The 23,847-nt window shown below is 66.1% G+C and carries 20 protein-coding genes and 1 tRNA gene; 8 read left to right on the top strand and 13 right to left on the bottom strand.

The window, feature by feature from the left end; all coding sequences use genetic code 11:
* Positions 1-11 precede the first annotated feature (11 nt).
* The 5 genes from ACQHGV_RS06765 to smpB form a co-directional block, all read right to left on the bottom strand.
* Positions 12-2,417 carry a response regulator gene (locus ACQHGV_RS06765; protein WP_440979900.1) on the bottom strand — a complete coding sequence of 802 codons (2,406 nt, stop codon included), beginning with the start codon at positions 2,415-2,417 and terminating at the stop codon, positions 12-14.
* A gap of 73 nt (positions 2,418-2,490) precedes the next feature.
* Positions 2,491-4,518, bottom strand: a complete 2,028-nt coding sequence (locus tag ACQHGV_RS06760; RefSeq protein ID WP_440980157.1) for a M13 family metallopeptidase — start codon at positions 4,516-4,518, stop codon at positions 2,491-2,493.
* Between the two features lie 69 nt (positions 4,519-4,587).
* Positions 4,588-6,645, bottom strand: coding sequence for a M13 family metallopeptidase (locus ACQHGV_RS06755; RefSeq protein WP_440979899.1), 2,058 nt, complete (start codon positions 6,643-6,645; stop codon positions 4,588-4,590).
* Positions 6,646-6,717: 72 nt separating this feature from the next.
* Positions 6,718-7,293 carry a DUF2062 domain-containing protein gene (locus ACQHGV_RS06750; RefSeq protein WP_240455979.1) on the bottom strand — a complete coding sequence of 192 codons (576 nt, stop codon included), beginning with the start codon at positions 7,291-7,293 and terminating at the stop codon, positions 6,718-6,720.
* Positions 7,293-7,772, bottom strand: a complete 480-nt coding sequence (smpB, locus tag ACQHGV_RS06745; protein WP_007403364.1) for an SsrA-binding protein SmpB — start codon at positions 7,770-7,772, stop codon at positions 7,293-7,295. Before smpB ends, ACQHGV_RS06750 begins: the two co-directional genes overlap by 1 nt.
* 125 nt (positions 7,773-7,897) lie before the next feature.
* Between smpB and ACQHGV_RS06740 the strand changes: the two genes are divergently transcribed.
* Positions 7,898-8,800 (top strand): endo alpha-1,4 polygalactosaminidase, encoded by a 903-nt coding sequence (locus tag ACQHGV_RS06740; protein WP_440979898.1) that lies wholly within the window; start codon positions 7,898-7,900, stop codon positions 8,798-8,800.
* Here the strand turns inward: ACQHGV_RS06740 and ACQHGV_RS06735 are convergent.
* Positions 8,787-9,107 carry a hypothetical protein gene (locus ACQHGV_RS06735; RefSeq protein WP_409789041.1) on the bottom strand — a complete coding sequence of 107 codons (321 nt, stop codon included), beginning with the start codon at positions 9,105-9,107 and terminating at the stop codon, positions 8,787-8,789. The two genes, ACQHGV_RS06740 and ACQHGV_RS06735, sit on opposite strands and share 14 nt — an antisense overlap.
* 81 nt (positions 9,108-9,188) lie before the next feature.
* A complete protein-coding gene (gene dapA / locus ACQHGV_RS06730) occupies positions 9,189-10,088 on the bottom strand; it encodes a 4-hydroxy-tetrahydrodipicolinate synthase (protein WP_440979897.1) in 900 nt (299 codons plus the stop codon).
* Positions 10,089-10,168: 80 nt separating this feature from the next.
* Between dapA and ACQHGV_RS06725 the strand changes: the two genes are divergently transcribed.
* From ACQHGV_RS06725 to ACQHGV_RS06715, 3 genes are all read left to right on the top strand, one after another.
* Positions 10,169-12,163: a transglycosylase SLT domain-containing protein gene (locus tag ACQHGV_RS06725; RefSeq protein WP_440979896.1), complete on the top strand. Its 1,995-nt coding sequence runs from the start codon at positions 10,169-10,171 to the stop codon at positions 12,161-12,163.
* 30 nt (positions 12,164-12,193) lie between these two features.
* Positions 12,194-12,676: a transcription elongation factor GreB gene (gene greB / locus ACQHGV_RS06720; protein WP_183950790.1), complete on the top strand. Its 483-nt coding sequence runs from the start codon at positions 12,194-12,196 to the stop codon at positions 12,674-12,676.
* Positions 12,677-12,789: 113 nt separating this feature from the next.
* A complete protein-coding gene (locus tag ACQHGV_RS06715) occupies positions 12,790-13,581 on the top strand; it encodes an NYN domain-containing protein (protein ID WP_183950789.1) in 792 nt (263 codons plus the stop codon).
* A 3-nt stretch (positions 13,582-13,584) separates the two neighbouring features.
* Here ACQHGV_RS06715 and ACQHGV_RS06710 read toward each other — a convergent pair whose 3' ends face one another.
* Together ACQHGV_RS06710 and ettA are read right to left on the bottom strand one after the other, a co-directional pair.
* Positions 13,585-14,769, bottom strand: coding sequence for a sensor histidine kinase (locus ACQHGV_RS06710; RefSeq protein WP_440979895.1), 1,185 nt, complete (start codon positions 14,767-14,769; stop codon positions 13,585-13,587).
* A 170-nt stretch (positions 14,770-14,939) separates the two neighbouring features.
* Positions 14,940-16,619, bottom strand: a complete 1,680-nt coding sequence (gene ettA / locus ACQHGV_RS06705) for an energy-dependent translational throttle protein EttA (RefSeq protein WP_007403394.1) — start codon at positions 16,617-16,619, stop codon at positions 14,940-14,942.
* 108 nt (positions 16,620-16,727) lie between these two features.
* Between ettA and ACQHGV_RS06700 the strand changes: the two genes are divergently transcribed.
* The 3 genes from ACQHGV_RS06700 (at position 16,728) to ACQHGV_RS06690 (ending at position 18,812) form a co-directional block, all read left to right on the top strand.
* Entirely contained in the window at positions 16,728-18,125 is a 1,398-nt protein-coding gene (locus ACQHGV_RS06700; protein ID WP_440979894.1) for a M20/M25/M40 family metallo-hydrolase, read from the top strand.
* A 200-nt stretch (positions 18,126-18,325) separates the two neighbouring features.
* A complete protein-coding gene (locus ACQHGV_RS06695) occupies positions 18,326-18,592 on the top strand; it encodes a hypothetical protein (protein ID WP_183950786.1) in 267 nt (88 codons plus the stop codon).
* A 144-nt stretch (positions 18,593-18,736) separates the two neighbouring features.
* A tRNA-Ile gene (locus ACQHGV_RS06690) sits at positions 18,737-18,812 on the top strand.
* A 12-nt stretch (positions 18,813-18,824) separates the two neighbouring features.
* On the opposite strand, the gene ACQHGV_RS06685 is transcribed toward ACQHGV_RS06690, so the two are convergent.
* On the bottom strand, positions 18,825-19,445 hold the full coding sequence (locus ACQHGV_RS06685) for a PAS-domain containing protein (protein ID WP_440979893.1): 621 nt from the start codon (positions 19,443-19,445) through the stop codon (positions 18,825-18,827).
* Between the two features lie 154 nt (positions 19,446-19,599).
* On the opposite strand from ACQHGV_RS06685, the gene bfr reads away from it, so the two are divergent.
* Positions 19,600-20,121, top strand: a complete 522-nt coding sequence (bfr, locus tag ACQHGV_RS06680) for a bacterioferritin (protein ID WP_183950784.1) — start codon at positions 19,600-19,602, stop codon at positions 20,119-20,121.
* 217 nt (positions 20,122-20,338) lie between these two features.
* On the opposite strand, the gene der is transcribed toward bfr, so the two are convergent.
* The 3 genes from der to ACQHGV_RS06665 all read right to left on the bottom strand — a co-directional run bounded on the left by der (position 20,339) and on the right by ACQHGV_RS06665 (position 23,800).
* Positions 20,339-21,712: a ribosome biogenesis GTPase Der gene (der, locus tag ACQHGV_RS06675; protein ID WP_440979892.1), complete on the bottom strand. Its 1,374-nt coding sequence runs from the start codon at positions 21,710-21,712 to the stop codon at positions 20,339-20,341.
* 97 nt (positions 21,713-21,809) lie between these two features.
* Positions 21,810-23,135: an outer membrane protein assembly factor BamB family protein gene (locus ACQHGV_RS06670; protein ID WP_440979891.1), complete on the bottom strand. Its 1,326-nt coding sequence runs from the start codon at positions 23,133-23,135 to the stop codon at positions 21,810-21,812.
* Entirely contained in the window at positions 23,132-23,800 is a 669-nt protein-coding gene (locus ACQHGV_RS06665) for a tetratricopeptide repeat protein (protein ID WP_440979890.1), read from the bottom strand. The genes ACQHGV_RS06670 and ACQHGV_RS06665 overlap by 4 nt, the downstream gene beginning before the upstream one ends.
* Between the last annotated feature and the right edge of the window lie 47 nt (positions 23,801-23,847).

Below are 23,847 nucleotides of genomic sequence, written 5' to 3'. Positions count from 1 at the left end.
CATGCTTTGTGTCATCCGCCAGCGGGTTGTTGCGCCAGCGCCGCCTGCGTCGCCTCCGCCAATTGCTGGACCGAGAAGGGCTTGGGCAGGAAGCCGACATTGGGCAGCGTGATCGACTTGCGCAGCTGTTCCTCGGCATAGCCCGACATGAACAGCACCGCGAGGTCGGGATAGCGCTTGCGCACCAGGCCGACCATGGTCGGACCATCCATCGTCGGCATGACCACGTCGGAGATCAGCAGGTCGGGCTTGCCATGCTTGTCGAGCATTTCCAGGGCCGCCTCGCCATTCTCGGCCGCGAGCACGGTATAGCCCTGGCGCGACAAGGCCCGCTCGGCGACCGCGCGGACCATGTCCTCGTCCTCGACCAGCAGGATCGTGCCCGACCCCCAAGGCGTCGCGGTTGCCCGCGAGGCCGGCTTGCCGGCGGGCAATTGCGCGGCCGGCACCGCTGGAGCGGCATGGACCGGCAGGTAGATCGAGAATTTGGCGCCGCCACCGACAGGCGAATCGGCGAAGATATAGCCGCCCGACTGTTTGATGATGCCGTAGACGGTGGACAGCCCCAGGCCGGTGCCTTTACCCAATTCCTTGGTGGTGAAGAACGGCTCGAAGATCTTGGGCAGGATTTCGGCCGGGATGCCGGTGCCGTTGTCGCTGATGATCAGCGCGGTATAGTCCGCCGCCGGCAGGATGTCGTTGCCCATCGCGCGCACGTCCGCCATCGACACGGCGCGCGTCTGGATGGTCAGGATACCGCCGCCGACCGGTTCATTCTCCAGGATGGCGTCGCGGGCATTGACCGCCAGATTGACGACGACCTGCTCCAGCTGCCCCGGATCGGCGCGGATCGGCCCCAGATTGCGCCCATGGCTGACGTCCAGCCGCACCCGTTCGCCGAGCAGACGCTTGAGCAGGTTCGACACCTCCGACACGACATCGGGCAGTTGCAGGATTTGGGGCCGCAGCGTCTGTTGGCGCGAAAAGGCGAGCAGCTGTCGGGTCAGGCTAGCCGCGCGGTTGGAGTTCGTCCGGATCTGCTGGATGTCGTCATAATCGCTGTCGCCGGGCGAATGGCGCATCAGCATCAGGTCGCAATGTCCGATGATCGCGGTCAGGATGTTGTTGAAATCGTGCGCCACACCACCGGCGAGTTGGCCGACCGCCTGCATCTTGGTCGCCTGCGCGACCTCGCGCTTCAGGCGGCTTTCCTCGGAATTGTCCTTCAGGCTGAGCAGCACCGCCGCCTCGCCCAGCCCGCGCGCGCCCGCGATGGTCAGCGCGACCGGCTCTTCGGGATGATCCTTCAGGCGGACGGCCATGTCGGCCGAATGGGTCGCGCCGCCGGCAAAGCGCCGGATCGCATCGGCCACCGCTGCCTTGTCCTCGCGCACCACCAGATCGCCCGGGTAAAGCGGCGGGGTCGCGCCGCTGACCCCGGCGGCGCGCATGAAGGCCGAGTTCATCTGGATGAACCGCCCATCGCGATCGACGAGCGCGATGCCGAAGGGCATCAGCGCGACGAGACCACGCACATGGCTGCCGGCATTGGTGCCGACGGGCGGCACCAGATGCGGCTCCTCGTCGAGCAGGATGACGAGCATCGGCGCGCCCTCCCCCTCGACAAAGGGCACCTGGAGGATGCGCAGCGCCTTGTCGCTGCCCGTCTCGCTCGCGAACTGGACATGGCCGCCGGCACCGGGCGACAGGAAGGTAGCGAAGTCGCGGCCGACGATCGACATCATCTCGCCGCCCATCGCGCGGGCGCACAAGGCGCGGTTGGCGGCGCGCACGCGGCCGTCCGGGGCGATCAGCGCGGCCATGATTCCCGCAGCGCCCAGTCGATCGCCATGAATGCCGCCGATCAGCCCCTCGACCGTTTCGGCCAGGTCCTGTTCCTCGGCGATGGCGAAGCGCCAGACCAGCAGGTCGGCCTCGTCGCCCGCGCGGGTGACGAGCACCGACAGTTCGGTCCCCATCACCGCGATCCGGTCCGCCCTGCCGAGGCCGTCGCGCCACGCCGCCCGCCCCGCCTGCGCCAGCGCCTCGACGCTGGGGGCATCCAGCGGCACGCCCGGCGGGGTCGGCATCATCGGGAAGAGCGAAGCATAGGCGTCGTTGGCGCAGACCAGTCGCCCGGCGCGATCGGTGACCGCGATCGCGTCCGCACTGGCATCCGCCACGACGCGGGTGAAATCCCAGTCGATGGTCCGGCGGGTCTGCTCGGTCGCCGGACGCAGCAGACGCCATGCGGCGATGACGCCGAAGGCCAGCATCGCGGCGGCCAGAAAGCCCAGCGCCACGACCCAATCCCGGACCGCGAAGAACAACAACGCCGCCGCCCCCAGCCCGCTGACGGTCGAGACGATCGCGGCGCTTTTCAGCGGGGACAAGGCTGGGGGAGACGCGGTCGCCATGACGAAACTCTTCATCCGGCGACCGGGCACGGGTCAAGCGTGATCCTGTGCCCGGTCACGTCTCCGGCATGGTTTACCAGATGCGGACGCGCTGGTCGGGCGCCAGATACAGCGTCTCGCCCGGCTTGGGCTGATAGGCGGCATACCAAGGATCGAGATTGCGCACGACCCAGGCCCGCTGCTGCGACGGCGAATGCGGATCGGTCAGCAGCCGGTTGCGCAGGTTCGCCTCGCGGTAGTTGCGCCGCCAGACCTGCGCCCAGCCCAGATAGAAGCGCTGGTCGCCGGTAAAGCCGTCGATGACCTTGGCCGGCCGGCCGCCCAGCGACGCGTGATAGGCGTCATAGGCGACCGACAGACCCGCCAGATCGGCGACATTCTCGCCCAGCGTCAGCGCGCCCTTCACATGCAGGCCGGGAAGCGGTTCATAGGCGTCATATTGCTTCACGAGTGCGCCCGTACGCGCCTTGAACGCCGCGACATCGGCGGGCGTCCACCAGTCGGTCAGCTGGCCCTTGGCATCGAACTTCGATCCCTGATCGTCGAAATGATGGCTCAGCTCATGGCCGATCACCGCGCCGATGCCGCCATAATTCACCGCCGGATCGGCTTTGGGGTCGAAGAAGGGCGGCTGCAGGATCGCCGCCGGGAAGACGATCTCGACCATGCCGAAATTGGCATAGGCGTTCACCGTCATCGGGGTCATGCCCCATTCCCAGCGCTGGATCGGCTTGCCGAGATGCGCGATGTTATCCTCGTGCCGCCACTGGGCCGCCCGCAGCGCGTTGCCGAAGGCGTCGCCGCTGACGATCTTCAGTCCCGAATAATCCTTCCACCGGTCGGGATAGCCGATCTTGGGCGTAAAGGCGGCGAGCTTGGCATGCGCCTTGGCCTTGGTCTCCGGCGCCATCCAGTCGAGCTGGTCGATACGCTTGCCCATCGCGGTCAGCACGTTTCGGACCAGCTTGTCGGCGGCCGCCTTCGTCTCGGGCGGGAAGTAGCGCGCGACATAGACCTTGCTGACCTCGTCGGCGAGCGCGCTGCTGGTGAAGTCGACCGCGCGCTTCCAGCGTTCCTGCTGCTGCGGCGTGCCTGACAGGGTCGTGCCGTAAAAGGCGAACTGCTCGCGATCGAACTGCGTGGGCAGGACGCCGGCGAACTGGTCGAGCGAGCGGACCAATAACTGGTCCTTCAGCACCGCGATCGGCGTCGCCTGGATCAGCGCGGCGATACCGGTAACGGCGGTCGGCTGGGCGACGACCAGCGTGTCGACCGGAGTGCCGACGCCCTTGAGATACGTCGCGAAGTCGAAGCCCGGCGCCATCTTAGCCAGATCGGCGACGCTCATCTTATTATAGGTCTTGGTCCGGTCGCGGCTGTCGATCCGGGTCCAATGCACCTTGGCGATCTCGGTCTCGAACGCGAGGATGGCCTGGGCGCGCCCCTCCGCATCGGGTTCGCCGGCCATGGTCATCATCTTGGTGAGATGTGCCTGATAAGCGGTGCGCGCGGCCACCAGCTTGGGATCACTGCTCAGATAATAGTCGCGGTCGGGCATGCCGAGGCCCGCCTGACGCAAGCCCACGGTGTAGATGTCGGGCTGACGCGCATCCTGGCCGACGCCCGAGCCGAAGGGAATGCCGACGCCGTTGCGATCGGCCTCGGCCAGAAGCGCGGCATAGCCCGACTTGTCCCCCAGCCCCTTGATCCGGTCGAGCCACGGCTTGATCGGGCTCAGCCCCTTGGCTTCGATCGTGCCGGTGTCGAGATAGGTGGCATAGGCGGTGCCGATCTGGTTCCGCTGCCCCTTGGCCTGCTCCAGGATGGTGTGGGTCCGCTCGCGCGACAGGTCGGCCAGCACATCGAACGCGCCATAGCTCGCCTTGTCGGCGGGGATCGCGGTCGTCTTCGCCCATTCGCCATTGGCGAAGGCGTAGAAGTCGTCACCCGGGCGAACCGACTTGTCCATGCCCTTCTCGTCGAAGCCGAAGCGGCCATAGGTCGGGCCGTTGGCGGGGGCGGCGCGGTTCTGCGCCTGCAATGCCACGCCCCCCGTGATCGCGGTCGCGCCCAGCAGCGCGGCGATGACCAGGTTCTTCATCATTCTCTCCAAAAAACAAAGCCTCTCCCGATCGCGCGATCGGGAGAGGCCAATGGGTCTGTTATCGTCTTACCAGATGCGGACGCGCTGCGCGGGCGGCAGCGCCATCTTGTCGGTCGGCTGCACCTTGAACGCCGCATACCAGGGGTCGAGGTTGCGGACGGTCAGCACGCGCTCATGGCCCGGCGAGTGCGGGTCGGAGAGCAGCGCCTGCCGCAGCGCCGGTTCGCGCCACTTGGTCCGCCACACCTGCGCCCAGCCATAATAGAAGCGCTGGTCGCCGGTCGTGCCGTCGATCACCGGCGCGGGCTTGCCGCCCAGCGACTTGTGATAGGCGTCGAGCGCGACGGTCAGGCCGGCAAGATCGGCGATGTTCTCGCCCAGCGTCAGCTCGCCCTGGACGTGCTGGCCGGGCAGCGGCTCATAGGCGTCATACTGCTTCACCAGCGCATCGGTGAAGGTCTTGAACCGCGCCACGTCCTGCGCCGTCCACCAGTCGGTCAGCTTGCCGGTCGCGTCGTACTTGCGGCCCTGATCGTCGAAGTGATGGCTGATCTCATGCCCGATCACCGCGCCGATGCCGCCATAGTTGACCGCCGGATCGGCCTTCGGATCGAAGAAGGGCGGCTGGAGGATCGCCGCCGGGAACACGATCTCGTTCATCGGCGGGTTGGCATAGGCGTTGATCGTCATCGGCGTCATGAACCACTCGCTGCGATCGATCGGCTGGCCCAGCTTGTTGAGGTCGCGCTGGAACTCGAACGCGTTGGCGCGCGCGACATTGCCGACCAGATCGCCGCGCTGGATGGTCAGGCCCGAATAATCCTTCCACTTGTCGGGATAGCCGATCTTCGGCGTGAAGGCGGCCAGCTTGGCCAGCGCCTTCTGCTTGGTCTCGGGCGCCATCCATTCCAGGTTGCGCAGGCGGTCGCCCATCGCCGCGATCAGGTTCTTGACCAGCGCGTCGGCGGCGGCCTTCGATTCCGGGGGGAAATATTTGGCGACATATTGCTTGCCGACTTCCTCGCCCAACCCTTCGGAGACCAGACCGACACCACGCTTCCAGCGCGGCTGCTGCTGCGGCGTGCCCGACAGGGTCGTGCCGTAGAAGGCGAAGTTGGTCTTGTCGAAATCGCTCGACAGATAGGAGGCGTAGCTGCGCAGGACCTTAAGCATCGCATAGTCCTGCAGGACGTTCAGCGGCGTCTCGGCATAGAGCTTGGCCTCGCCGGTCACCGCGCTCGGCTGCGCGACCAGATAGGCGGGACGGTTGGCGACGCCCAGCGTCTGCATATACTGCGCCCAGGGGAAGCCCGGCGCCTTGGCGGCGAAATCGGCCGCCATCCACTTGTTATAGGTCTTGTCCGCATCGCGGCTCTCGACGCGCGTCCAGTGGACGTTCGCCAGTGCCTTTTCGAAGTTGAAGACGGCTCCCGCGCGCGCCTCGGCATTGGGTTCGCCCGCCAGGGTCAGCATCCGGGCGAGATAGGCCTGATAGGCCGTGCGCACCGATGCCAGCTTGGCATCGTCCTTCAGATAATAGTCGCGGTCCGGCAGGCCCAGCCCGCTCTGGCTGAAGCTGACGATATAGGTGTCCGGCGCCTTGTCGTCCTGCCCGACATAGGCGCCGAACGGCGCGCCGACGCCCTGACGCTGGAGCTTGGCCATCTCGACGGCCAGCGCGTCGCGGTCCTTGGTCGCGCGGATCGCGCTCAGCCACGGCTTGACGGGTGCGGCGCCCTTCGCGTTGACGGCGGCCTCGTCCATGAAGCTGGCGTAGAAGTCACCCGCCTTGTTGCCCGGCTGCTTGGTCGCCTCGTCCAGGATGGTGCGGGTCTGCTCCAGCGAGCGGTCCTGAAGCACATGGAACATGCCATAGGTCGAGCGATCGGCGGGGATCGTCGTCGCCTTGTACCAGGTGCCGTTCGCATAATCGAAGAAGTCGGTGCCCGGCTTCACCGAGGTGTCGCGCCCCGCCATGTCGAAACCGAAATCGCCGATCTCGGGACCGTTCTTGGCATTGGGCTTGACCGGGCCGACGGCAGCCTTGTCGATCGGCGCCTGGGTCTGGGCGATGGCGGGGGAAACCGTGGAGGCGAGAAGTGCGGCAATCAGAACAGAGCGCATCTGAGTTCCCAAATAGGACAGTGATGCGGCTGTTGTAGCGGGCCGCCAAGCCCAGTCAAACGATACGCCGGTTCAAATATGCGCCGATTTGCGGCGGTTACGCCATTTCCGCGCAATCCACAGCCGCCACCCCAAGGCCGAGGCGGCATAGCCGACGACCGCACAACCCGTCGTCAGCACGCACAGCCCCAGACCAAAGGCCGGCCCCTGCTCCCACAGCCAGTGAAAGGCGCTGGTCGCCCATTGCAGCCAGCCGGTCGCGGCCTCCGCCACCGGCTGCGTATTGATCGGCGTGTCGCTGCGCAGCAGCAGCGTGCCGATGCGATAGGCGATCAGCCACAGGATCGGTGTGGTCAGCGGATTGGTGATGAAGGTCGTCAGCGCCGCGACCGGGACGTTGGCGCGGAACGGCAGCGCGAAGACGGCGGCGATCGCGATCTGCGCGACGGGAAACAAAAAGCCCGCGACCACGCCCAGCGCGACCCCGCGCGGCACCGACCGGCGGGTGAAGCGCCACAATTCGGGCGCGAGCACCCGGTGCGCGACCGGCCGGAGCAGCCGATTCTTCTCCATCGAATCGCGGGTCGGCATGTTGCGCCGCATCCACGCCAGAGATCGGTTCCACATGGTCGGCGCGGCGGAGGCCATCAGCCGCGATCGCGCAGGATACGGCCCTGCTCGCGCTTCCAGTCGCGCTCCTTGATCGAATCGCGCTTGTCGTGCGCCTTCTTGCCCTTCGCCAATGCCAGCTCCACTTTCGCGCGGCCGCGCGAATTGAAATAGATCATCAGTGGCACCAGGGTCATGCCCTCGCGCGCCACCGCTCCGTGAAGCTTGTTTATTTCGCGCTCATGAAGGAGCAATTTACGAGGCCGCTTGGCTTCGTGGTTGAACCGGTTGCCGTGGCTGAATTCGGGGACGTTGGAATTGACCAGCCACACCTCCTCGCCGCGCACCTCGGCATAGGATTCCGCGATCGATCCCTCGCCGAAGCGAAGCGATTTCACCTCGGTCCCGGTCAGGGCGATGCCAGCCTCATAGGTGGTCTCGATGGCATAGTCGAAGCGGGCGCGCCGGTTCTCGGCGACGATCTTCTTCTTGTCGAATGTCTGGGGTTTCGGGCGCATGGACGGGTCGATGTAGGCGCTTGCGTCCGCCATGAAAAGCCGGTCGATGGCGATGTCCCGTTTCCGTTCGGCACGCCGCCACCATCGGACTGGCGCATTGGGCACGCGGGGCGCTAGGCGACGGCATGATGATCCGCCCCGTCCTCCCGGCCTTCCACCTCGCCCTGATCGGCGCGCTGACCCTTGCGACCGGCGGCTGTGGCGGGGGCAGCGGCCAGGATGAGCCATCGACGCCGATCGTCACGCCGACCGCTACCCCTACGCCCGCGCCCTCCCCCAGCCCGACCGGTTCGCCCGCTGGCTGGTGGCGCCCAGATCGCGCACTCAGCTGGCAGTGGCAGCTCAGCGGCACCATCAATACCAGTTACGCCGTGCAGGCCTATGACATCGACCTGTTCGACACGCCGGTCACGACCATCGCCGCGCTGCATGGCGCGGGTCGCCGCGTGATCTGCTATTTCTCCGCCGGGTCATCCGAGAACTGGCGCAGCGACGATGCGAAGTTCGCGGAGGCCGATCGTGGCAAGGCCCTGGACGGCTGGGCGGGCGAGCGCTGGCTGCGCACCGATTCGACGACCGTGCGCGCGGTAATGACGGGGAGGCTCGATCTCGCACGAGCCAAGGGCTGCGACGCGGTCGAGGCGGATAATGTCGATGGCTATGCCAATGCCAACGGCCTGGGCCTGACCGCCGCGATGCAGCTCGACTATAACCGGTTTCTCGCGACCGAGGCGCATCGTCGGGGACTGGCGATCGGGTTGAAGAACGATCTCGACCAGGTGGCGGCGCTTCAGCCCGCCTTCGACTTCGCGGTCAACGAGCAATGCCATGAATATGGCGAATGCGGGAGCTATTCCGCATTCCTGGATGCCGGCAAGCCGGTGCTGGTCGCCGAATATGCCGACCGGTATCGAACCAACGCCAATGGTGCGCGCGATACGATGTGCGTCGCATCGCGCGCGCAAGGGGTGAGAACGCTGGTCCTGCCCCTCAAGCTCGACGACAGCTACCGCTTCACTTGCGACTAGCGCCGGGGAGCGGGATTTTCAGCCGCATCATGATGCGATTGCTGGGGAAGCCGCCCACCCCGACCTGTTCGACATCGGCCGAGGCGGTGCCGACACCCGGAATGGCGACCGCCGCCCTGGGCAGACCACCCTTATCACCGTAATCGGGAATGGGGCGCAGCCGATCCGCCTCCGACGATCGTCCGCAAACGACTACCTCGTCGCCGCTATCGCTCGGTGGGCAGTGCCGGTTCGTCGTCGGCTTTCGGGGCACGGGCAGGACGGGCCCTGCCACCGCCTGCGCCAACACCACCAAGGACATCCACATAGGCCGACCACTCCCATCGCCGCCCCGCTTGACCGATCGCAAGGTCGGCGAGGATTACGGCGACAAAAGGGCCGGTCGGCGTCAGATCAGCCCGGCATGCGCCAGCGCCGCATCGACCAGCGCCCGCGACGCTTCCGACGGCCAGGTCATCGGCAGGCGGATGCCGGTCGCGAAGCCCGGAATGACCCGGCTGAGCGCATACTTGACCGGCCCCGGCGAGGCATCGGTGAACATCGCTTCGTGCAGCGGAAACAGCCGGTCGTGCAGCTCCAGCGCGAGCGCCATATCGCCCGCCGCACAGGCCGCCTGGAAGTCGGCCGACAGGCGCGGCGCGACATTGGCGGTGACCGAGATGCAACCCACCCCGCCCATCGCGTTGAAGGCGAGCGCGAGGTCGTCGTTACCCGACAGCTGGCAGAAGTCCGAGCCGAGCGCGGCGCGGTGATGCGATACGCGGGCGAGCGCGCCGCTGGCATCCTTCACCCCGACGAAGATCTCGGGCGCGGCCTGGACCACGCGGATCAGCGTCGCGGGTTGGATGTCCGTCACCGTCCGGCCCGGCACATTGTAGAGGACGATCGGCAGCGGCGCATCGTTCGCCAGTTCGGCGAAGTGGCGGACGATCCCTTCCTGGCTCGGCCGGTTGTAATAGGGCGGGACCATCAGCGCGGCATCCGCACCGGCGGCCTGCGCGGCCTTCAGATTTTCCACCGCGACGATCGTGTCGTTCGATCCCGCGCCCGCGATCACCGGCACGCGCCCCCGTGCCTGATCGACGCAGACGCGGACGACATGGAAATGCTCGTCCTTGGGCATGGTCGCGGCCTCGCCCGTGGTGCCGCAGGCGACCAGCGCCGACGAACCCTGCTCGATCTGCCATTCGACGAAATCGCGGAACCGGCCTTCGTCGAACGCACCGCCGACATGATCGCCGCGATCCTCGAACGGCGTCACCAATGCGGGGATAGATCCTGAAAACATGAGAGGAAATGCGCTCCTGCCGCGCCGAAATTTGGAATTTGTTCAGGACATGTACGGGTAGAGGCCCTATTCTGTCCACCATGATGGCATTGACGAAAGCGGGCGCCCTTCTGGCGACACTGGCGGGAGCCCTGGTCGCGCCCGGCGGGCAGGATCAGCTCGAACGGTATCGCACCCAGATGGCGAATATGAGCCCGAACGGGGTCGCCGCGCCCAGCGACGGCGCGATCGCCGCCGCGCTGGCGCAGTGGCGGGCGTTGCAACAGACCGACGCCCTGCCCTTCGACAGCTATGCCGGCTTCCTGATGGCGCATCCCGGCTGGCCGGGCGAGAGCGGCAATCGCCGCGCGGCCGAGCGGCAGGCGGCGAACTTCACCGCCGCACCCGGCAGCATCGTCGCCTATTTCCGCCGCTTCCCGCCTCAGACGGCGGCCGGCGGCGTCGCCTATGCCCGCGCGCTGATGGCGACCGGCGCGCCTGGCGAAGCGGCGCAGGCCGCGCGTGCGGCGTGGCGGCGCGGTGCATTGTCGCCCACCGACGAAGCGCTGGTACTATCGACCTTCGGCTCGGCCTTGACGCCCGAGGATCATGACGCCCGCATGGACACCCTGCTGTGGAGCGGTCAGACGACCGCCGCGCAGCGGGTGCTGGGCTATACCAGTTCGGCGCGCCGCCCGGTCTTCGCCGCACGGCTGGCCTTCCGCACCAAATCGGCCGATGCCGCGAGCATTTCGGCCTCGACGGCCGAACTCTACGCCAATGACGCCGGCTACGTCGCCGATCGCGCCATGTGGCTGCGCAATACGGGCGACAGCATGACCGCGCGGTCGTGGCTGGCGCGCCCGCGACAGCTGACGGTGCGGCCGGGCAATGTCGAGGAATTCTACGAAACGCTGCTGCTCAACGCGCGCGCGGCGGCCTCCGACAATCAGCTTCAGACCGCCTATGACATCGCACGGCAGGTCGACGACGCCTATCCCGCCGGCACCGATGTCTCGAAGCAGCCTTATGGCGAGCGCGACGACTATACCAGCCTGGTCTGGCTGGGCGGACAGACGGCGATGAAGCTCGGCCGCCCGGCCGATGCGATGACGCTGTTCGACCGCTACGGCCGGGGCAGCCAGTCGCCGCAGACGCGGGCCAAGGGCTTTTATTGGGCGGGCCGCGCGGCGCAGGCTGCCAATCGTCCGGCCGAAGCCGCCGGCTATTTCAACCGCGCGGCCGAGTATCGCGACCAGTTCTACGGCCAGCTCGCGCTAGAGCGGACCGGCCGGCCGCTGACCGCACCGCCGGCGCTCGCCTCCGGCGGGGTGCCCGCCGCGACCCGTGCGGCCTTCGACGCGCGTGAGACGGTGCGTGCCGCGCGCTTCCTGGGTCAGATCGGCCAGTGGCAGGATCAGACGGCGTTCGTCCGCCAGATCGCGGCGGATGCGACCGACGAGAACGACCATCTGCTCGCGGTCGATCTGTCGCGTAGCATCGCGCGTCCCGACCTGGCCGTCATGGTCGGCCGCAGCGCGTTGCAGAACGGGCTGACCGACTATTCGGCGGCGGGCTTCCCGACGATCAGCGTGCCTTCGGGCTATGACTCCAGTTGGACGATCATCCATGCGATCGCCCGTCAGGAAAGCCAGTTCGATCGTGCCGCCGTCAGCCATGCCGGTGCGCGCGGGTTGATGCAGCTGATGCCCGCGACCGCCGCCGAACAGTCTAACAAGATCGGCATCTCCTATTCGCCGGCCGCCCTGACCACCGATCCCAACCTGTCGATCCGGCTCGGGGCCAGCTATTTCGAGCGAATCCGCAGCAATTTCGGCAGCTATCCGCTTGCGATCGCGGCCTATAATGCCGGCGGCGGCAATGTGAACAAGTGGCTGCGCCTGAACGGCGACCCGCGCACCGGCTCAATCGACATCGTCGAGTGGATCGAGGCCATCCCCTATATGGAAACCCGCAACTATGTGCAGCGGGTACTGGAAAACGCGGTCGTCTATGATCTGATGAACCCCGCCCGCGCCACGAGCCGGGGGCCGACGCCGCTCAGTTGGTATCTGGGCAAGTCACAGCCCGGTTGATTGCCGGGCGGCGCGCGATAGAGCAAGGCGATGGATCGCCCCAACTATATCACGCCCGCCGGCTATGCCGCGCTTCGCCAGGAATATGAGGCGCTGTTCGCGGTCGAGCGGCCCAAGCTGGTGGATACCATCGCCTGGGCCGCCGGCAATGGCGACCGGTCGGAAAATGGCGACTATATCTATGGTCGCAAGCGGCTGCGCGAAATCGACCGTCGACTGGGCTGGCTGTCCAAGCGGATGAAGGCGGCCAAGGTCATCGATCCCGCCCGCCAGGAAGACCGCTCCAAAGTCTGGTTCGGCGCGACCGTCACCATCGCCGACGAAGATGACAACGAACGCATCCTGACGCTGGTCGGCGACGACGAGGCGGATGCGGGCAAGGGCCGGGTCGGCTGGAACGCGCCGCTGGTGCGTGCGCTGCGCGGCGCATCGGTCGGCGACCTGCGGCGCGTGACGCTGCCCGCCGGCGAGCGGGAATATGAAGTAATTGCCATCACCTACCCGACGGAGTGAGGAACGGATCGCAGGCCGCACGGCACACTTCGTACGAAGCTGACGATCGTTACGATATGGAAACAATCGCTTCGCGCTTGGCCGGCAAAGCATGGCTTTGCTAGACATGCGCCATGAACGCCCTGACCCGCAACATCGCGTTGCTCATCGATGCCGACAACGCCCAGTCGGCCGCCATAGACCCGGTCCTGACGGTCCTGGCCGAGCTGGGCACGGTCAATGTCCGCCGCGCCTATGGCAACTGGTCCAAGCCGGGTCTGAAGGGCTGGCGCGACGTGATGGTCAAGCATGGCATCGAGCCGCAGCAGCAGTTCGACCTGACCAAGGGCAAGAACGCCACCGACATGAAGATGACCATCGACGCGATGGACCTGCTGTTCCGCGGGCGGATCGACGGGTTCGGGATCATGTCGTCGGACAGCGACTTCATGCCGCTGGCCACGCGCATCCGGCAGGATGGCTTTCCGGTCTATGGCTTCGGCAACAGCCGGACGCCCGAGGCGTTCAAACAGGCATGCAGCCGCTTCATCGACGTCGGCGCGCTGATCGGCGGCGGTACGCCCGCCAGCGCGACCAAGCCCGTCGCTGCCAAGCCGAGCACCGCCGATGTGCCGCTCGCCGATTCGCTGCCCCCTGCGATCGAACTCGGCAAGCGGACGGCGGGCACGCCACAGCCGATCGACGAGGAACTCCTCAAGCTGCTGGTCGACGCCTATAATTCGGTGAAGCGCGACGAGCGCGGCTTTGCCAGCCTGTCTGCCATCGGGCAGCTCGCGGGCAACCGCTCCAGCTTCGACACGCGCAATTACGGGTTCAAGCGGCTGTCAGACCTGATCGAGGCGATCCCCAATTTCCAGACCGAACGGCGCGAGGACGGGCGGACCTTCGTCAAGCGGGTCCGCTGATCCTCACGATCGCGGATCGGGCATGGTCAGCGTGGCGCAGGTCCCCGAGTCCATCGTCTCGAACCTGATCTCGCCGCGCAACTGCCGGGCCAGGCTGGCGATCATCCGCATGCCCAGGCTGTGGCGCGAGGCGGCCTTCATGTCGAAATCGGCGGGCAAGCCCTGGCCATGGTCGCGGACCGATAGGACGATGTGCCCCTCGCGGGCGTGCAGCGCCACATCGATGGCCCCGCCCGATTCGCCATAAGCGTATTTGATGGCGTTGGTCAGCAGCTCGGTCAGCATCAGGCCGATCGGAATGGCCGTATCCGCGCTGATCTCGATCGCCTCGATGTCGCAGTGAACCTGATGGTTCTTCGCCTGCTCGGCCAGTTGTTCGGCAATGCCGCAGGCCAGATGGTCGAGTGAGACGATCCCCACCCGGTCGCCGCGCCAGAGCTGGTCGTGTGTCTGCGCGATCGCCGTGATCCGCGCCTGCGCGTCGTTCAGCATGCGCAGGACGCGGGGATCGTCATCCTCCTGCTTCTGGAGGTTGAGCATCGCCGATACCAGCGCGAGGCTGTTCTTGACGCGGTGGCTCGCCTCGCGGGTCAGCAATTGCTGATGCTCGACCGCCTCGGCCAGGCGCCGCTCGGCCTCCTGACGTTCGATCGCCACGCCGATCAGATTGGCGAAACCCTGCATGAAGGCGAGATCGGCCTCCTCGAACCGACCCTCGTCGGGGCTGTCGACCTCCAATACGCCGTAACGCTGCCCCGATGCTTCGACCAGGACGTTGATCGCGCGGCGGATATGGTGGTCGGCCATGAACTGCGGGGTGCGAAACCGCTCTTCCTGATCGAGATGGTTGGAGATCACCCCCTGCCCGGTCTGAAGCGCAAAGCCGGCGGGCGAGCCAAGATCGGTGCGCATCTCGGTCGATCCGACCACGCCGGGGCCCCAGCCCACACCGGTCCGGACCAGCAACGTGTCACGATCGGCGCGATATTCCAGGAACTTACAGAAGCGCGACCGCATCCCCTCGGCGCAGAGTTCGGTCGCGCGTTGGAGCATCGGGTCGAGGTCGCGCGCCCGCAACGCCTCGATCCCGAACGCGGCGAGCACCGATTGCTGACGAAGCCGGTAATGCAACTGGCCCGCGCCGGCGACTTCCATATCCTCGCCCTGCGCCTGTTCCACTACCGCCATTCGTTATCCAACCCCTTTGATCGCCTTCGAGAATAGGCAATAGGCCAACCGATTTAAAGCCGTACCGATTGCGCTGCGAAACGACCCGCCCCGATTTCGCGGGCACCGGACACGGCAACGCCCTCCCCGATCGCTCGGGAAGGGCGTCGTTCCGCCCGCGAAAATGCGGATCAGCGCGTCAGCTTCTTATAGGCCAGACGGGTCGGACGATCGGCGGCATCGCCCATGCGGCGACGCTTATCCTCTTCGTATGATTCGTAATTGCCCTCGAACCATTCGACATGGCTGTCGCCTTCGAACGCCAGGATGTGCGTGCAGAGGCGGTCGAGGAAGAAGCGATCGTGGCTGATGACCACGGCGCAGCCCGCGAACGTCTCCAGCGCCTCTTCGAGCGCGCGCAGCGTTTCGACGTCGAGGTCGTTGGTCGGTTCGTCGAGCAGCAGGACGTTGCCGCCCTCCTTCAGCATCTTGGCCATGTGGACGCGGTTGCGCTCACCACCCGACAGCTGGCCGACCTTCTTCTGCTGGTCGGGGCCGCGGAAGTTGAACGCGCCGACATAGGCGCGCGTGCCCAGTTCCTGCTTGCCGAAGCGGAAGACCTCCAGCTCGTCGGAGATTTCCTGCCAGACATTCTTGTTGGGATCGAGTTCGTCGCGGCTCTGGTCAACATAGCCGAGCTTGACGGTCGAGCCGATCTCGATCGTGCCGGCATCGGGCTGTTCCTGGCCGGTGATCAGCTTGAACAGCGTCGACTTGCCCGCGCCGTTGGGCCCGATCACACCGACGATGCCACCCGGCGGCAGCATGAAGTCGAGATTTTCGAATAACAACTTGTCGCCATAGGACTTGGTCAGCCCCTTGGCCTCGATCACCTTGCCGCCCAGGCGCTCGGGGATCTGGATCAGGATCTGCGCCTTGCCCGCGACGCGGTTCTCCTGCTTCTCCATCAGTTCCTCGAACGCACGGATACGTGCCTTCGACTTGGTCTGACGGGCCTTGGGAGTCTGACGCATCCAGGCCAGCTCGTCGGCGATCGCCTTCTGCTTGCCCGCCTCGTCGCGCTCTTCCTGCTCCAGCCGCTTGGCCTTCTTTTCCAGATAGCCGGAATAGTTGGATTCGTAGGTGTAGTAGCGGCCGCGATCCAGCTCGAGCACCCAGTTCACGACGTTGTCCAGGAAGTAACGGTCGTGAGTGACGAGGATGACGTTGCCGGTATATTCCTTGAGGTAATTCTCAAGCCACGACACGCTCTCGGCGTCGAGGTGGTTGGTCGGTTCGTCGAGCAGCAGGATGTCGGGCTTTTCGAGCAGCAGCTTGCAGAGCGCCACGCGGCGCTTCTCACCGCCCGACAGGCGGGTGACGTCGGCGTCGCCCGGCGGGCAGCGCAGCGCTTCCATCGCCTGTTCGAGCTGGCTGTCGAGCGACCAGCCGTCGACAGCGTCGATCTTGGCCTGAAGCTCGCCCATCTCTTCCATCAGGGCGTCGAAATCGGTGTCGTCCTTCGGGTCGCCCATCTCGGCCGAGATGGCGTTGAAGCGATCGACCAGATCGGCGATCGGACGCACGCCGTCCTTGACGTTGCCCATCACGTCCTTCGACGGATCGAGCTGCGGCTCCTGCGCCAGATAGCCGACGCGGACGCCCTCGGCGGCCCATGCCTCGCCGGTGAAGTCGGTGTCCATGCCCGCCATCACCTTCATCAGCGTGGACTTGCCCGCGCCGTTCGGGCCGATGATCGCGATCTTCGCGCTCGGCAGGAACTGGAGGTGGATATTGTTGAGGACAGGCTTGTTGGCGCCGGGGAAGGTCTTGGTCAGACCCTTCATCACATAGGTATATTGGACGGCCATGGCGGCGCGGGGCTCCGTGCTTTTTTGCGACTGTGGGATATTTGGCCGTCCATGTAATGGGTGCGCGGGCGGTTGGCAAACGGGGGCGAGTGGGCGACAGTCCCATTCATGAAGCGCTTCGTCCTTGCGGCCCTGACCGCCTCCGCCCTGTCGACCCCAACCTTGGCGCAGCGAACCCCGCCACCCGCGCCCGCCCAGGTCGCGCCGGAGGTCGATCGGCTGCGCGACGCCGCGCTGACCGACACGGTCGCCTGGGACATCGTCGAGGGGCTGACGACCGAGGTGGGCCAGCGGCTGGCGGGCACCGAGGCCGAGGCACGGGCGCGCCAATGGGCGGTCGCGCGACTGACTGCGCTCGGCTTCAAGAATGTGCGAATCGAACCCTATCGCATGCCGGTATGGGAGCGCGGCGCGGAGAGCGCCGAGGTGATCAGCCCGTTTCCGCAGAGGCTGACGCTGGCGGCGCTCGGCAATTCCGCCGCGACGCCGGCCGCCGGGCTGACCGCCGAGGTCGCCGTCTTCCCCAGCATGGCGGCGTTCCAGTCGGCCCCCGATAGCGCGATCAAGGGCCGGATCGTCTATATCGGCAACGCGATGCCGCGCACCCAGGACGGATCGGGCTATGGCGCCTATGGCACCGCGCGCTTCACCGGGCCGGCGCTGGCGTCGCAGCGCGGTGCGGTCGCGATCGTCATCCGTTCGATCGGCACCGACCATCATCGCTTTCCGCACACCGGCACGACCAACTTCCCCGTCGGCGTGAAGCCGATCCCGGCGGCGGCGCTGTCCGTTCCCGATGCCGAGCAGCTGGAACGGATCGCCGCGCGCGGCAAGCCGATCCGCATGAAGCTAGTCCTCACGCCGCGCATGGTCGGAACCCGCGAATCGGGCAATGTCATCGCCGAAGTGCCGGGCGGCGACCCGTCCGCCGGGATCGTCCTGGTGGGTGGCCATCTCGACAGCTGGGACCAGGGCACGGGCGCGATCGACGATGCCAGCGGTATCGCCATCACGGCGGCGGCCGCCAAGCGGATCATGGATGCCGGCCAGCCGCGCCGCACCATCCGCGTCGTCTGGTTCGGTGCGGAGGAAGTCGGCGGGCTGGGCGGCGCGGCCTACGCCAAGGCGCATAGCAATGAGCGTCACGCCACCGCCTCCGAAAGCGATTTCGGCGCGGATCGCATCTGGCGGTTCGAGGTCAACCTGCCCGCCAGCGCCAAGCCGGTCGCCGACCGGCTGCAGACCGCACTTGCCCCGATCGGCGTGGCGCGCGGCAGCGGGCTGGGCGGTGACGGCACGGACATCGGCCCGACACTGAAGCTCGGCACCGCCGCGATCGACCTCAACCAGTCCGGCTGGGACTATTTCGACACCCACCACACCCCGGACGACGTGATCGATCGGATCGACCCCGCCGCGTTGCGCCAGAATGTCGCCGCCTGGACGGCGATGCTGGCGGTCGTGGCCAACGCCCCGGAGGAGATCGGCCCGGTGACGCCACGCTAAGCCATTTGGCGCTCAAAAATCCGGTAACACTTTGGTAACGCCAACGCCTTGAAAAAGCCTGATAGGCGCCATCGGTTCGTCGCGAACCTTGCCGCGAAGTGAATTTTGCGGATTGACCGCGATGAACCGCGCGTTATTTGAGCCGCTTCGCGACGGCATTCGGGCCGGCCGCGATTTTTGCTTTGCTTGGGAGCATTCGAATGAAGAAGATCGCTTTCGTTCTCGCTGCCGCCGGCCTGATGTCCGTCGCCGCATGCACGAAGTCGCCGGAAGCAGCCGCTGTTGAGAACAACGCGGACATGCTGGCCGACAACATGGAAATGCAGGCCGACAACCTCGAAGCGGTTGCCGACAACACCTCGAACTCGGCCGCTGCCGCGACCCTCGAGAACGCTGCCGACAACATGAACGCCGCTGCCGACAACGTCCGTGACGCTGCCGACGCCAAGGCTGACAACATGCAGTAATGTTGTTTCGGACCTTCGGGTCCGAAGCACGACTGTTTGTCGGAAAAAGGGTGCCTTCTTGATGAAGGCGCCCTTTTTCTTTGCCGATAATTGGCGATGCCGGTTGCGAACGCCCCGTTCATCACGCTACGGGATATCAAGGTGGGGCCTGTAGCTCAATGGTTAGAGCTGGCCGCTCATAACGGCTAGGTTGCGGGTTCGAGTCCTGCCGGGCCCACCAAATCACCCTAGATCATGTCAGGCGCAGCGACGCCTCGTTGATCCGACCGATCTCCAGCAGCACGTCCGATGTTTCCAGCGACAGGTTGCGGACCTCGTCGGCCACGACCGCGAAGCCGTGCCCCTGGCTGCCCAGCCGCGCCGCCTCGATCCGCGCGTTGAGTGCGACGAGACGGGTATTGGCCGCGATTTGCCTGACCCGTTCCAGCATCGCCTGCGCCTGCCGGGCCAGATCCTCGCGGGCCGCGCTGACCCGTTGCAACTGCCGCTCGTGCGTGACGTCGATAAAGGTCAAGGTCGCCCCACCATCATCATGGGGGTGAAAGGTGATCTCGAAGACCGTCCCGTCATCGAAATGGTGATCGAACCGCCGTTGCAGGCCCTCGGCCGCCCAGTTGCGGTGGTTCTCCATGATGGTCGCCTTGCGATCCTCGGACCAGCCGACGACCTCCCCGACACGATCGATATAGTCCGCAAGCGTGGACCCGATGGTCACGGCCAGTTCGGGGATGCCGAACAACCGGCTAACATAATGGTTGATCAGGCAGATGCGTTCGTCACGGTCGTAGATCACGATGCCGTGGCGCAGATATTCCAACACCTTCGCCAGTTGCTCCCCCGGCCCGATCGACACCACCCGTCCTTCGCCCCCACTTAACATGTATCAGCGGCTATCATGTTTCGTCCGCGATGAAAGCCCCGTTTCGCGCGGAGGGGTGACACCACCCCTGTCGCTTCCCGCCAACCGGCGTTAGAATGGGACCGAAACGATCACGAAGGACGAGCACATGGCGGTAAAGGGCGACCCCAAGGTCATCGAATATCTGAACGAAGCGCTGAAGAACGAACTGACCGCGATCAACCAGTACTTCCTGCACTATCGCCTGCTCGACCATTGGGGCGTCTACAAGCTCGCTCAGTTCGAATATAAGGAATCGATCGACGAGATGCGCCACGCCGACTGGCTGGCCGAGCGCATCCTGTTCCTCGACGGCCTGCCCAATTTCCAGCTGCTCGGTCGCCTGCGCATCGGCGAGACGGTCGAAGAGGTGCTGAAGGGCGACCTGGCGATCGAGATCGAGGCCGTCGCACAGCTAAAGGAAGCCATCGCCTATTGCGAAGAGGTCAAGGACTTCGTCAGCCGCGACCTGTTCACCCGTATCCTCGCCAGCGAGGAAGAGCATGTCGACACGCTGGAGCGCCAGTTCGAGATGATCGCGCGCATGGGCATTCAGAATTATGTCCAGCTGAACGCGATGGCGGAGAACGACACGCCCAAGTCGGGCGCGGCGCCGCATCTTCAGGGCTGAATAGGAAAGGGGTGGATCAAGCGATCCGCCCCTTTCCCCAGGTCGGGAACACTCCCCCGCCCCGTTCAGCCTGAGCGAAGTCGAAGGCCACGGGTTGACGGTAAGGCTGGGCGCACCATCGCCGGGCGTTTGGCAGATGCCTTCCCGTGGCTTTCGACTTCGCTCAGGCTCAACGGCGGTGGGAACGTGGGGCGCCCTATAGCGCCCCGCGTCCTGATCAGTCCTTTTTCCCGAACGGGTTCTTCGGCGCCCGCAGTGTCAGGCGCACCGGCACCGCGCCGAAGCCCAATTCCCGCCGCATCGAATTGACCAGATAGCGTTCATAGCTGGCCGGCAGCTGGTCGACCCGCGTGCCGAAGATGACGAAGCTCGGCGGACGCGACTTGATCTGGGTGACATAGCGCAGCTTGATCCGCTTGCCGCCCGGGGCGGGCGGCGGATTGGCGTCGACCGCGCGTTCGAACCAGCGATTGAGTTCGCCGGTCGGCACGCGCTTCGACCAGGCGGCGCGGGTTTCGAACGCTGCTTCGATCAGCGTGTCCAGCCCCTTGCCCGTCGCGGCCGACACCGCGAGCAGCGGCACGCCCTTCACCTGGCTCAACCCGTCCTCCAGCGCCTTGCGGACGCCGTTGAACAGCGACGACGGATTTTCCGCCACGTCCCATTTGTTGAGCGCGATCAGCAGCGCGCGGCCTTCCTCCAGCACGCGATCGGCGATGCGCAGATCCTGCGATTCCAGCCCCAGCGTTGCATCGAGCAGCAGGACCACCACCTCGGCGAAATCCACCGCGCGCAGGGCATCGGCGACCGACAGCTTCTCCAGCTTGTCCTGCACCTTGGCCTTCTTGCGCATGCCGGCGGTGTCGATCAGCCGGACCTGACGGATTTCGCCATCACGGTCGCGCCATTCCCAATCGATCGCGATCGAGTCGCGGGTGATGCCGGCCTCCGGTCCGGTGATCAGGCGATCCTGGCCCAGGAAGCGGTTGATCAGGGTCGACTTGCCGGCATTGGGACGGCCGACGATCGCCAGCTTCAGCGGGGCATAAGGATTTTCGAGGTCGACCTCCTCTTCTTCCTCGTCCTCCTCACGGTCGATGAAGGGCAGCAGCGCCTCGAACAGGTCGCCCACACCCTCGCCATGTTCGGCCGACAGCTGCACCGGATCACCAAAGCCCAACGCCAGCGCCTCAAGAATGCCCTGCTCGGCCGCGCGCCCTTCCGCCTTGTTGGCGGCGAGCACGATCGGCGTGTCCGAACTGCGCAGCCAGCGGGCGATCTCCTCGTCGAGCGGCATCACGCCGGCACGCGCATCGACCAGGAACAGCGCGACATCGGCCTCACCCACCGCCGCCTCGGTCTGGCGACGCATGCGGCCGGGCAGCGTATCAGGGTCTTCATCCTCATAGCCGGCCGTGTCGATCACGCGGAAATCGAGGCCGAGAAGGTGCGCGTCGCCTTCGCGCCGGTCGCGCGTCACGCCGGGCCGGTCGTCGACCAGCGCCAGCTTCTTGCCGACGAGACGGTTGAACAGCGTCGACTTGCCGACATTGGGACGGCCGACGATCGCGACGATAGGGAGTTTTGCCATCGCGCTCCGTTAGCGAAAGGCAAGCCATTCGTCACGGGGATAGCAGCATGAAATATAACGCCCCGTGGAACAAATCCTCCACGGGGCGAGACATGGCTTATTTATAGGCGGCGATCCGCCCCTTCTGATCGAGGACGTAGAGCGTCCCATTGGCCACGATCGGCGGCAGCGCGAAGGGTGTCTTGGTCTCAACCGTCGCCTGCACCGCACCGTCCCCCGGATTGGCATAGACGATCTGGCCGTCCGAATTGGTCAGGATCAGGCGATTGCCCGCCAGTACCGGACCGAACCAGATGATGGCGCCGGTCTTCTTCTTCTCGTTGCGGAAGCGCGGCAGCTGCGCGATCCAGCGTGCCTTGCCGCTCGACCGGGCCAGTGCGACCAGCCGCGCATCATCGGTGACGAGGAAAATCCACTCGCCCGCGATCCACGGCGTCGAGATGCCCGCGAAATTCTGCTCCCACAGCCGCTGGCCGGTCGACAGTTCCAGCGCGATCATACGACCGCCCTGGCCCAGCGCATAGACGCGGCCCTGGTCGATGACCGGCGCGGCGTCGATGTCCGACAGCGTCGACACCGAGGTCGAGATGCTGGTCCGCGACAGCGCATCCTGCCACAGCATGCGGCCATTCTCGTAACGATAGGCGTTCAGCTCGCCGCTCGAGAAACCGGCGACGATCGTGCCCTGGCTGGCGGCGGGAGCGGCGACGCCGAACACGCCCTGGGTCTCCAGCGTCCCCTGCCCGGCCCAGATGATCTTACCATCGGTCTGGTTCAGCGCGTAGAGCTGGTTGTCCTGAGTCAGGACATAGACGTTGCCGTTGGCGATGGTCGGCGATCCGCGCAGCGGGCCGCTGGGCTTGGCCCGCCACAGCACCTTGCCGTCGGCGGCGCTGGCGGCAATCACGTCGCCCAGGCCGTCGGTGGCGAAGACGGTGCCGCTGTCATAGCTGGCGCCGCCGCCGAACCGGGCGAGACGGTTCTCGTCACCCTCGGTCACGGCGGTCGACCAGAGCCTGGCGCCTGTATCGGCGTTCAGCGCGACCAGATTGCCCTGCGCGTCGACGACGAACAGCTTGCCTTCGGCGACGACCGGCGCGGCGCCGAGCGGATCGCGGACCGAGCCGCCATCGATGCTCGACTCCCACAGACGCTGGGGCTGTTCCGCCAGCGCCAGCTGGCCCATCGACTTGGCGGCGTTACCGCCCGGCTGGCTCCATTCGGGGTTCGTCTCGGGCGCGGGCAGCAATACCTGCACATCGGCGATCGTCTTGTCCGCCTCGACCCCGTTTTCCGAGACCAGGATCGGCACGCGGTCGCCGATCGTCGGAGTGGTCTTCTTCGGCGCGCCCTTGAACACGCCACAGGCGCCCAGCGCCATCAGCGCGGCAAGCGCCGCCGAGGTGCGGAAATGCTTCGTCATTGGGTCTTGGTGTCCTCGCTCTGGCCGACCGCATCGACCCCCAATACGCCGGCCATCTGAACCGCACGTTGCCGCAACGTATCGGGCACATCCTTCTCGCTGGCAATCTGACCGAACAGACGCCCCGCCTCGGCACGCTTGTTCTGGCGCAGATAGGCGACCGCGACCATCTCGCTGGCGCTGCCGAACCACGCATTGCCGGGCACCGCCATGCCGCGCAGGCGGGCGATGACCGCCTCGGGCTTCAGCGTGTCATATTCGGCCATGGTCTGGCGGATGAGCGCCAGATCGCGGAAGGGCTGCGCCAGCGAGGCGTCGTTCGCGATCGCCGCGAAGCGCGCCGCCGCACCCTTCAGGTCGTTGCGCTGGAGCAGAATATCCGCCTGGGTGAAGCTGGCGAGCGCGCGATAGGCGTCGACATCCGAATTGGCGAGCGGCGCCAGCTTGGCCTGGGCGGTCTTCACATCGCTCTGGCCGAGCGCGTCATAGGCCGCCTGAAGCTGCTCGCCATCGGCGCCCGCCTGTTCATGCTGGCGATGCTGCCAATAGAGATAGCCGCCAAAGGCCGCCAGTCCGATCAGGATCACCGCGCCGACGACCAGACCCCAACGGGTCCAAAAGCTGGTCAGCCTTTCGCGACGCAATTCGTCGTCGACCTCACTCATGAAGGCCTGGCTGGATTGGGGCGTTAGGGCCAAGTCGGGCTCCGCTA

Source organism: Sphingomonas pseudosanguinis (assembly GCF_052056765.1).
Classification (GTDB): domain Bacteria; phylum Pseudomonadota; class Alphaproteobacteria; order Sphingomonadales; family Sphingomonadaceae; genus Sphingomonas; species Sphingomonas pseudosanguinis.
Note: the sequence above shows the minus strand (reverse complement) of the source record. Positions and strands in the feature narration are given on the sequence as shown.

Coding starts and splice junctions, on each gene's coding strand:
- ACQHGV_RS06715 (WP_183950789.1), top strand. CDS start 12,790: ATGAACGCCCTGACCCGCAACATCGCGTTGCTCATCGATGCCGACAAC.
- ACQHGV_RS06755 (WP_440979899.1), bottom strand. CDS start 6,645: ATGCGCTCTGTTCTGATTGCCGCACTTCTCGCCTCCACGGTTTCCCCC.
- ACQHGV_RS06670 (WP_440979891.1), bottom strand. CDS start 23,135: ATGACGAAGCATTTCCGCACCTCGGCGGCGCTTGCCGCGCTGATGGCG.
- bfr (WP_183950784.1), top strand. CDS start 19,600: ATGGCGGTAAAGGGCGACCCCAAGGTCATCGAATATCTGAACGAAGCG.
- der (WP_440979892.1), bottom strand. CDS start 21,712: ATGGCAAAACTCCCTATCGTCGCGATCGTCGGCCGTCCCAATGTCGGC.
- smpB (WP_007403364.1), bottom strand. CDS start 7,772: ATGCGCCCGAAACCCCAGACATTCGACAAGAAGAAGATCGTCGCCGAG.
- ACQHGV_RS06710 (WP_440979895.1), bottom strand. CDS start 14,769: ATGGCGGTAGTGGAACAGGCGCAGGGCGAGGATATGGAAGTCGCCGGC.
- ACQHGV_RS06765 (WP_440979900.1), bottom strand. CDS start 2,417: ATGGCGACCGCGTCTCCCCCAGCCTTGTCCCCGCTGAAAAGCGCCGCG.
- ACQHGV_RS06760 (WP_440980157.1), bottom strand. CDS start 4,518: ATGAAGAACCTGGTCATCGCCGCGCTGCTGGGCGCGACCGCGATCACG.
- ACQHGV_RS06750 (WP_240455979.1), bottom strand. CDS start 7,293: ATGGCCTCCGCCGCGCCGACCATGTGGAACCGATCTCTGGCGTGGATG.
- ACQHGV_RS06700 (WP_440979894.1), top strand. CDS start 16,728: ATGAAGCGCTTCGTCCTTGCGGCCCTGACCGCCTCCGCCCTGTCGACC.
- ACQHGV_RS06740 (WP_440979898.1), top strand. CDS start 7,898: ATGATGATCCGCCCCGTCCTCCCGGCCTTCCACCTCGCCCTGATCGGC.
- ACQHGV_RS06665 (WP_440979890.1), bottom strand. CDS start 23,800: ATGAGTGAGGTCGACGACGAATTGCGTCGCGAAAGGCTGACCAGCTTT.
- ACQHGV_RS06725 (WP_440979896.1), top strand. CDS start 10,169: ATGATGGCATTGACGAAAGCGGGCGCCCTTCTGGCGACACTGGCGGGA.
- ACQHGV_RS06735 (WP_409789041.1), bottom strand. CDS start 9,107: ATGTGGATGTCCTTGGTGGTGTTGGCGCAGGCGGTGGCAGGGCCCGTC.
- dapA (WP_440979897.1), bottom strand. CDS start 10,088: ATGTTTTCAGGATCTATCCCCGCATTGGTGACGCCGTTCGAGGATCGC.
- ettA (WP_007403394.1), bottom strand. CDS start 16,619: ATGGCCGTCCAATATACCTATGTGATGAAGGGTCTGACCAAGACCTTC.
- greB (WP_183950790.1), top strand. CDS start 12,194: ATGGATCGCCCCAACTATATCACGCCCGCCGGCTATGCCGCGCTTCGC.
- ACQHGV_RS06695 (WP_183950786.1), top strand. CDS start 18,326: ATGAAGAAGATCGCTTTCGTTCTCGCTGCCGCCGGCCTGATGTCCGTC.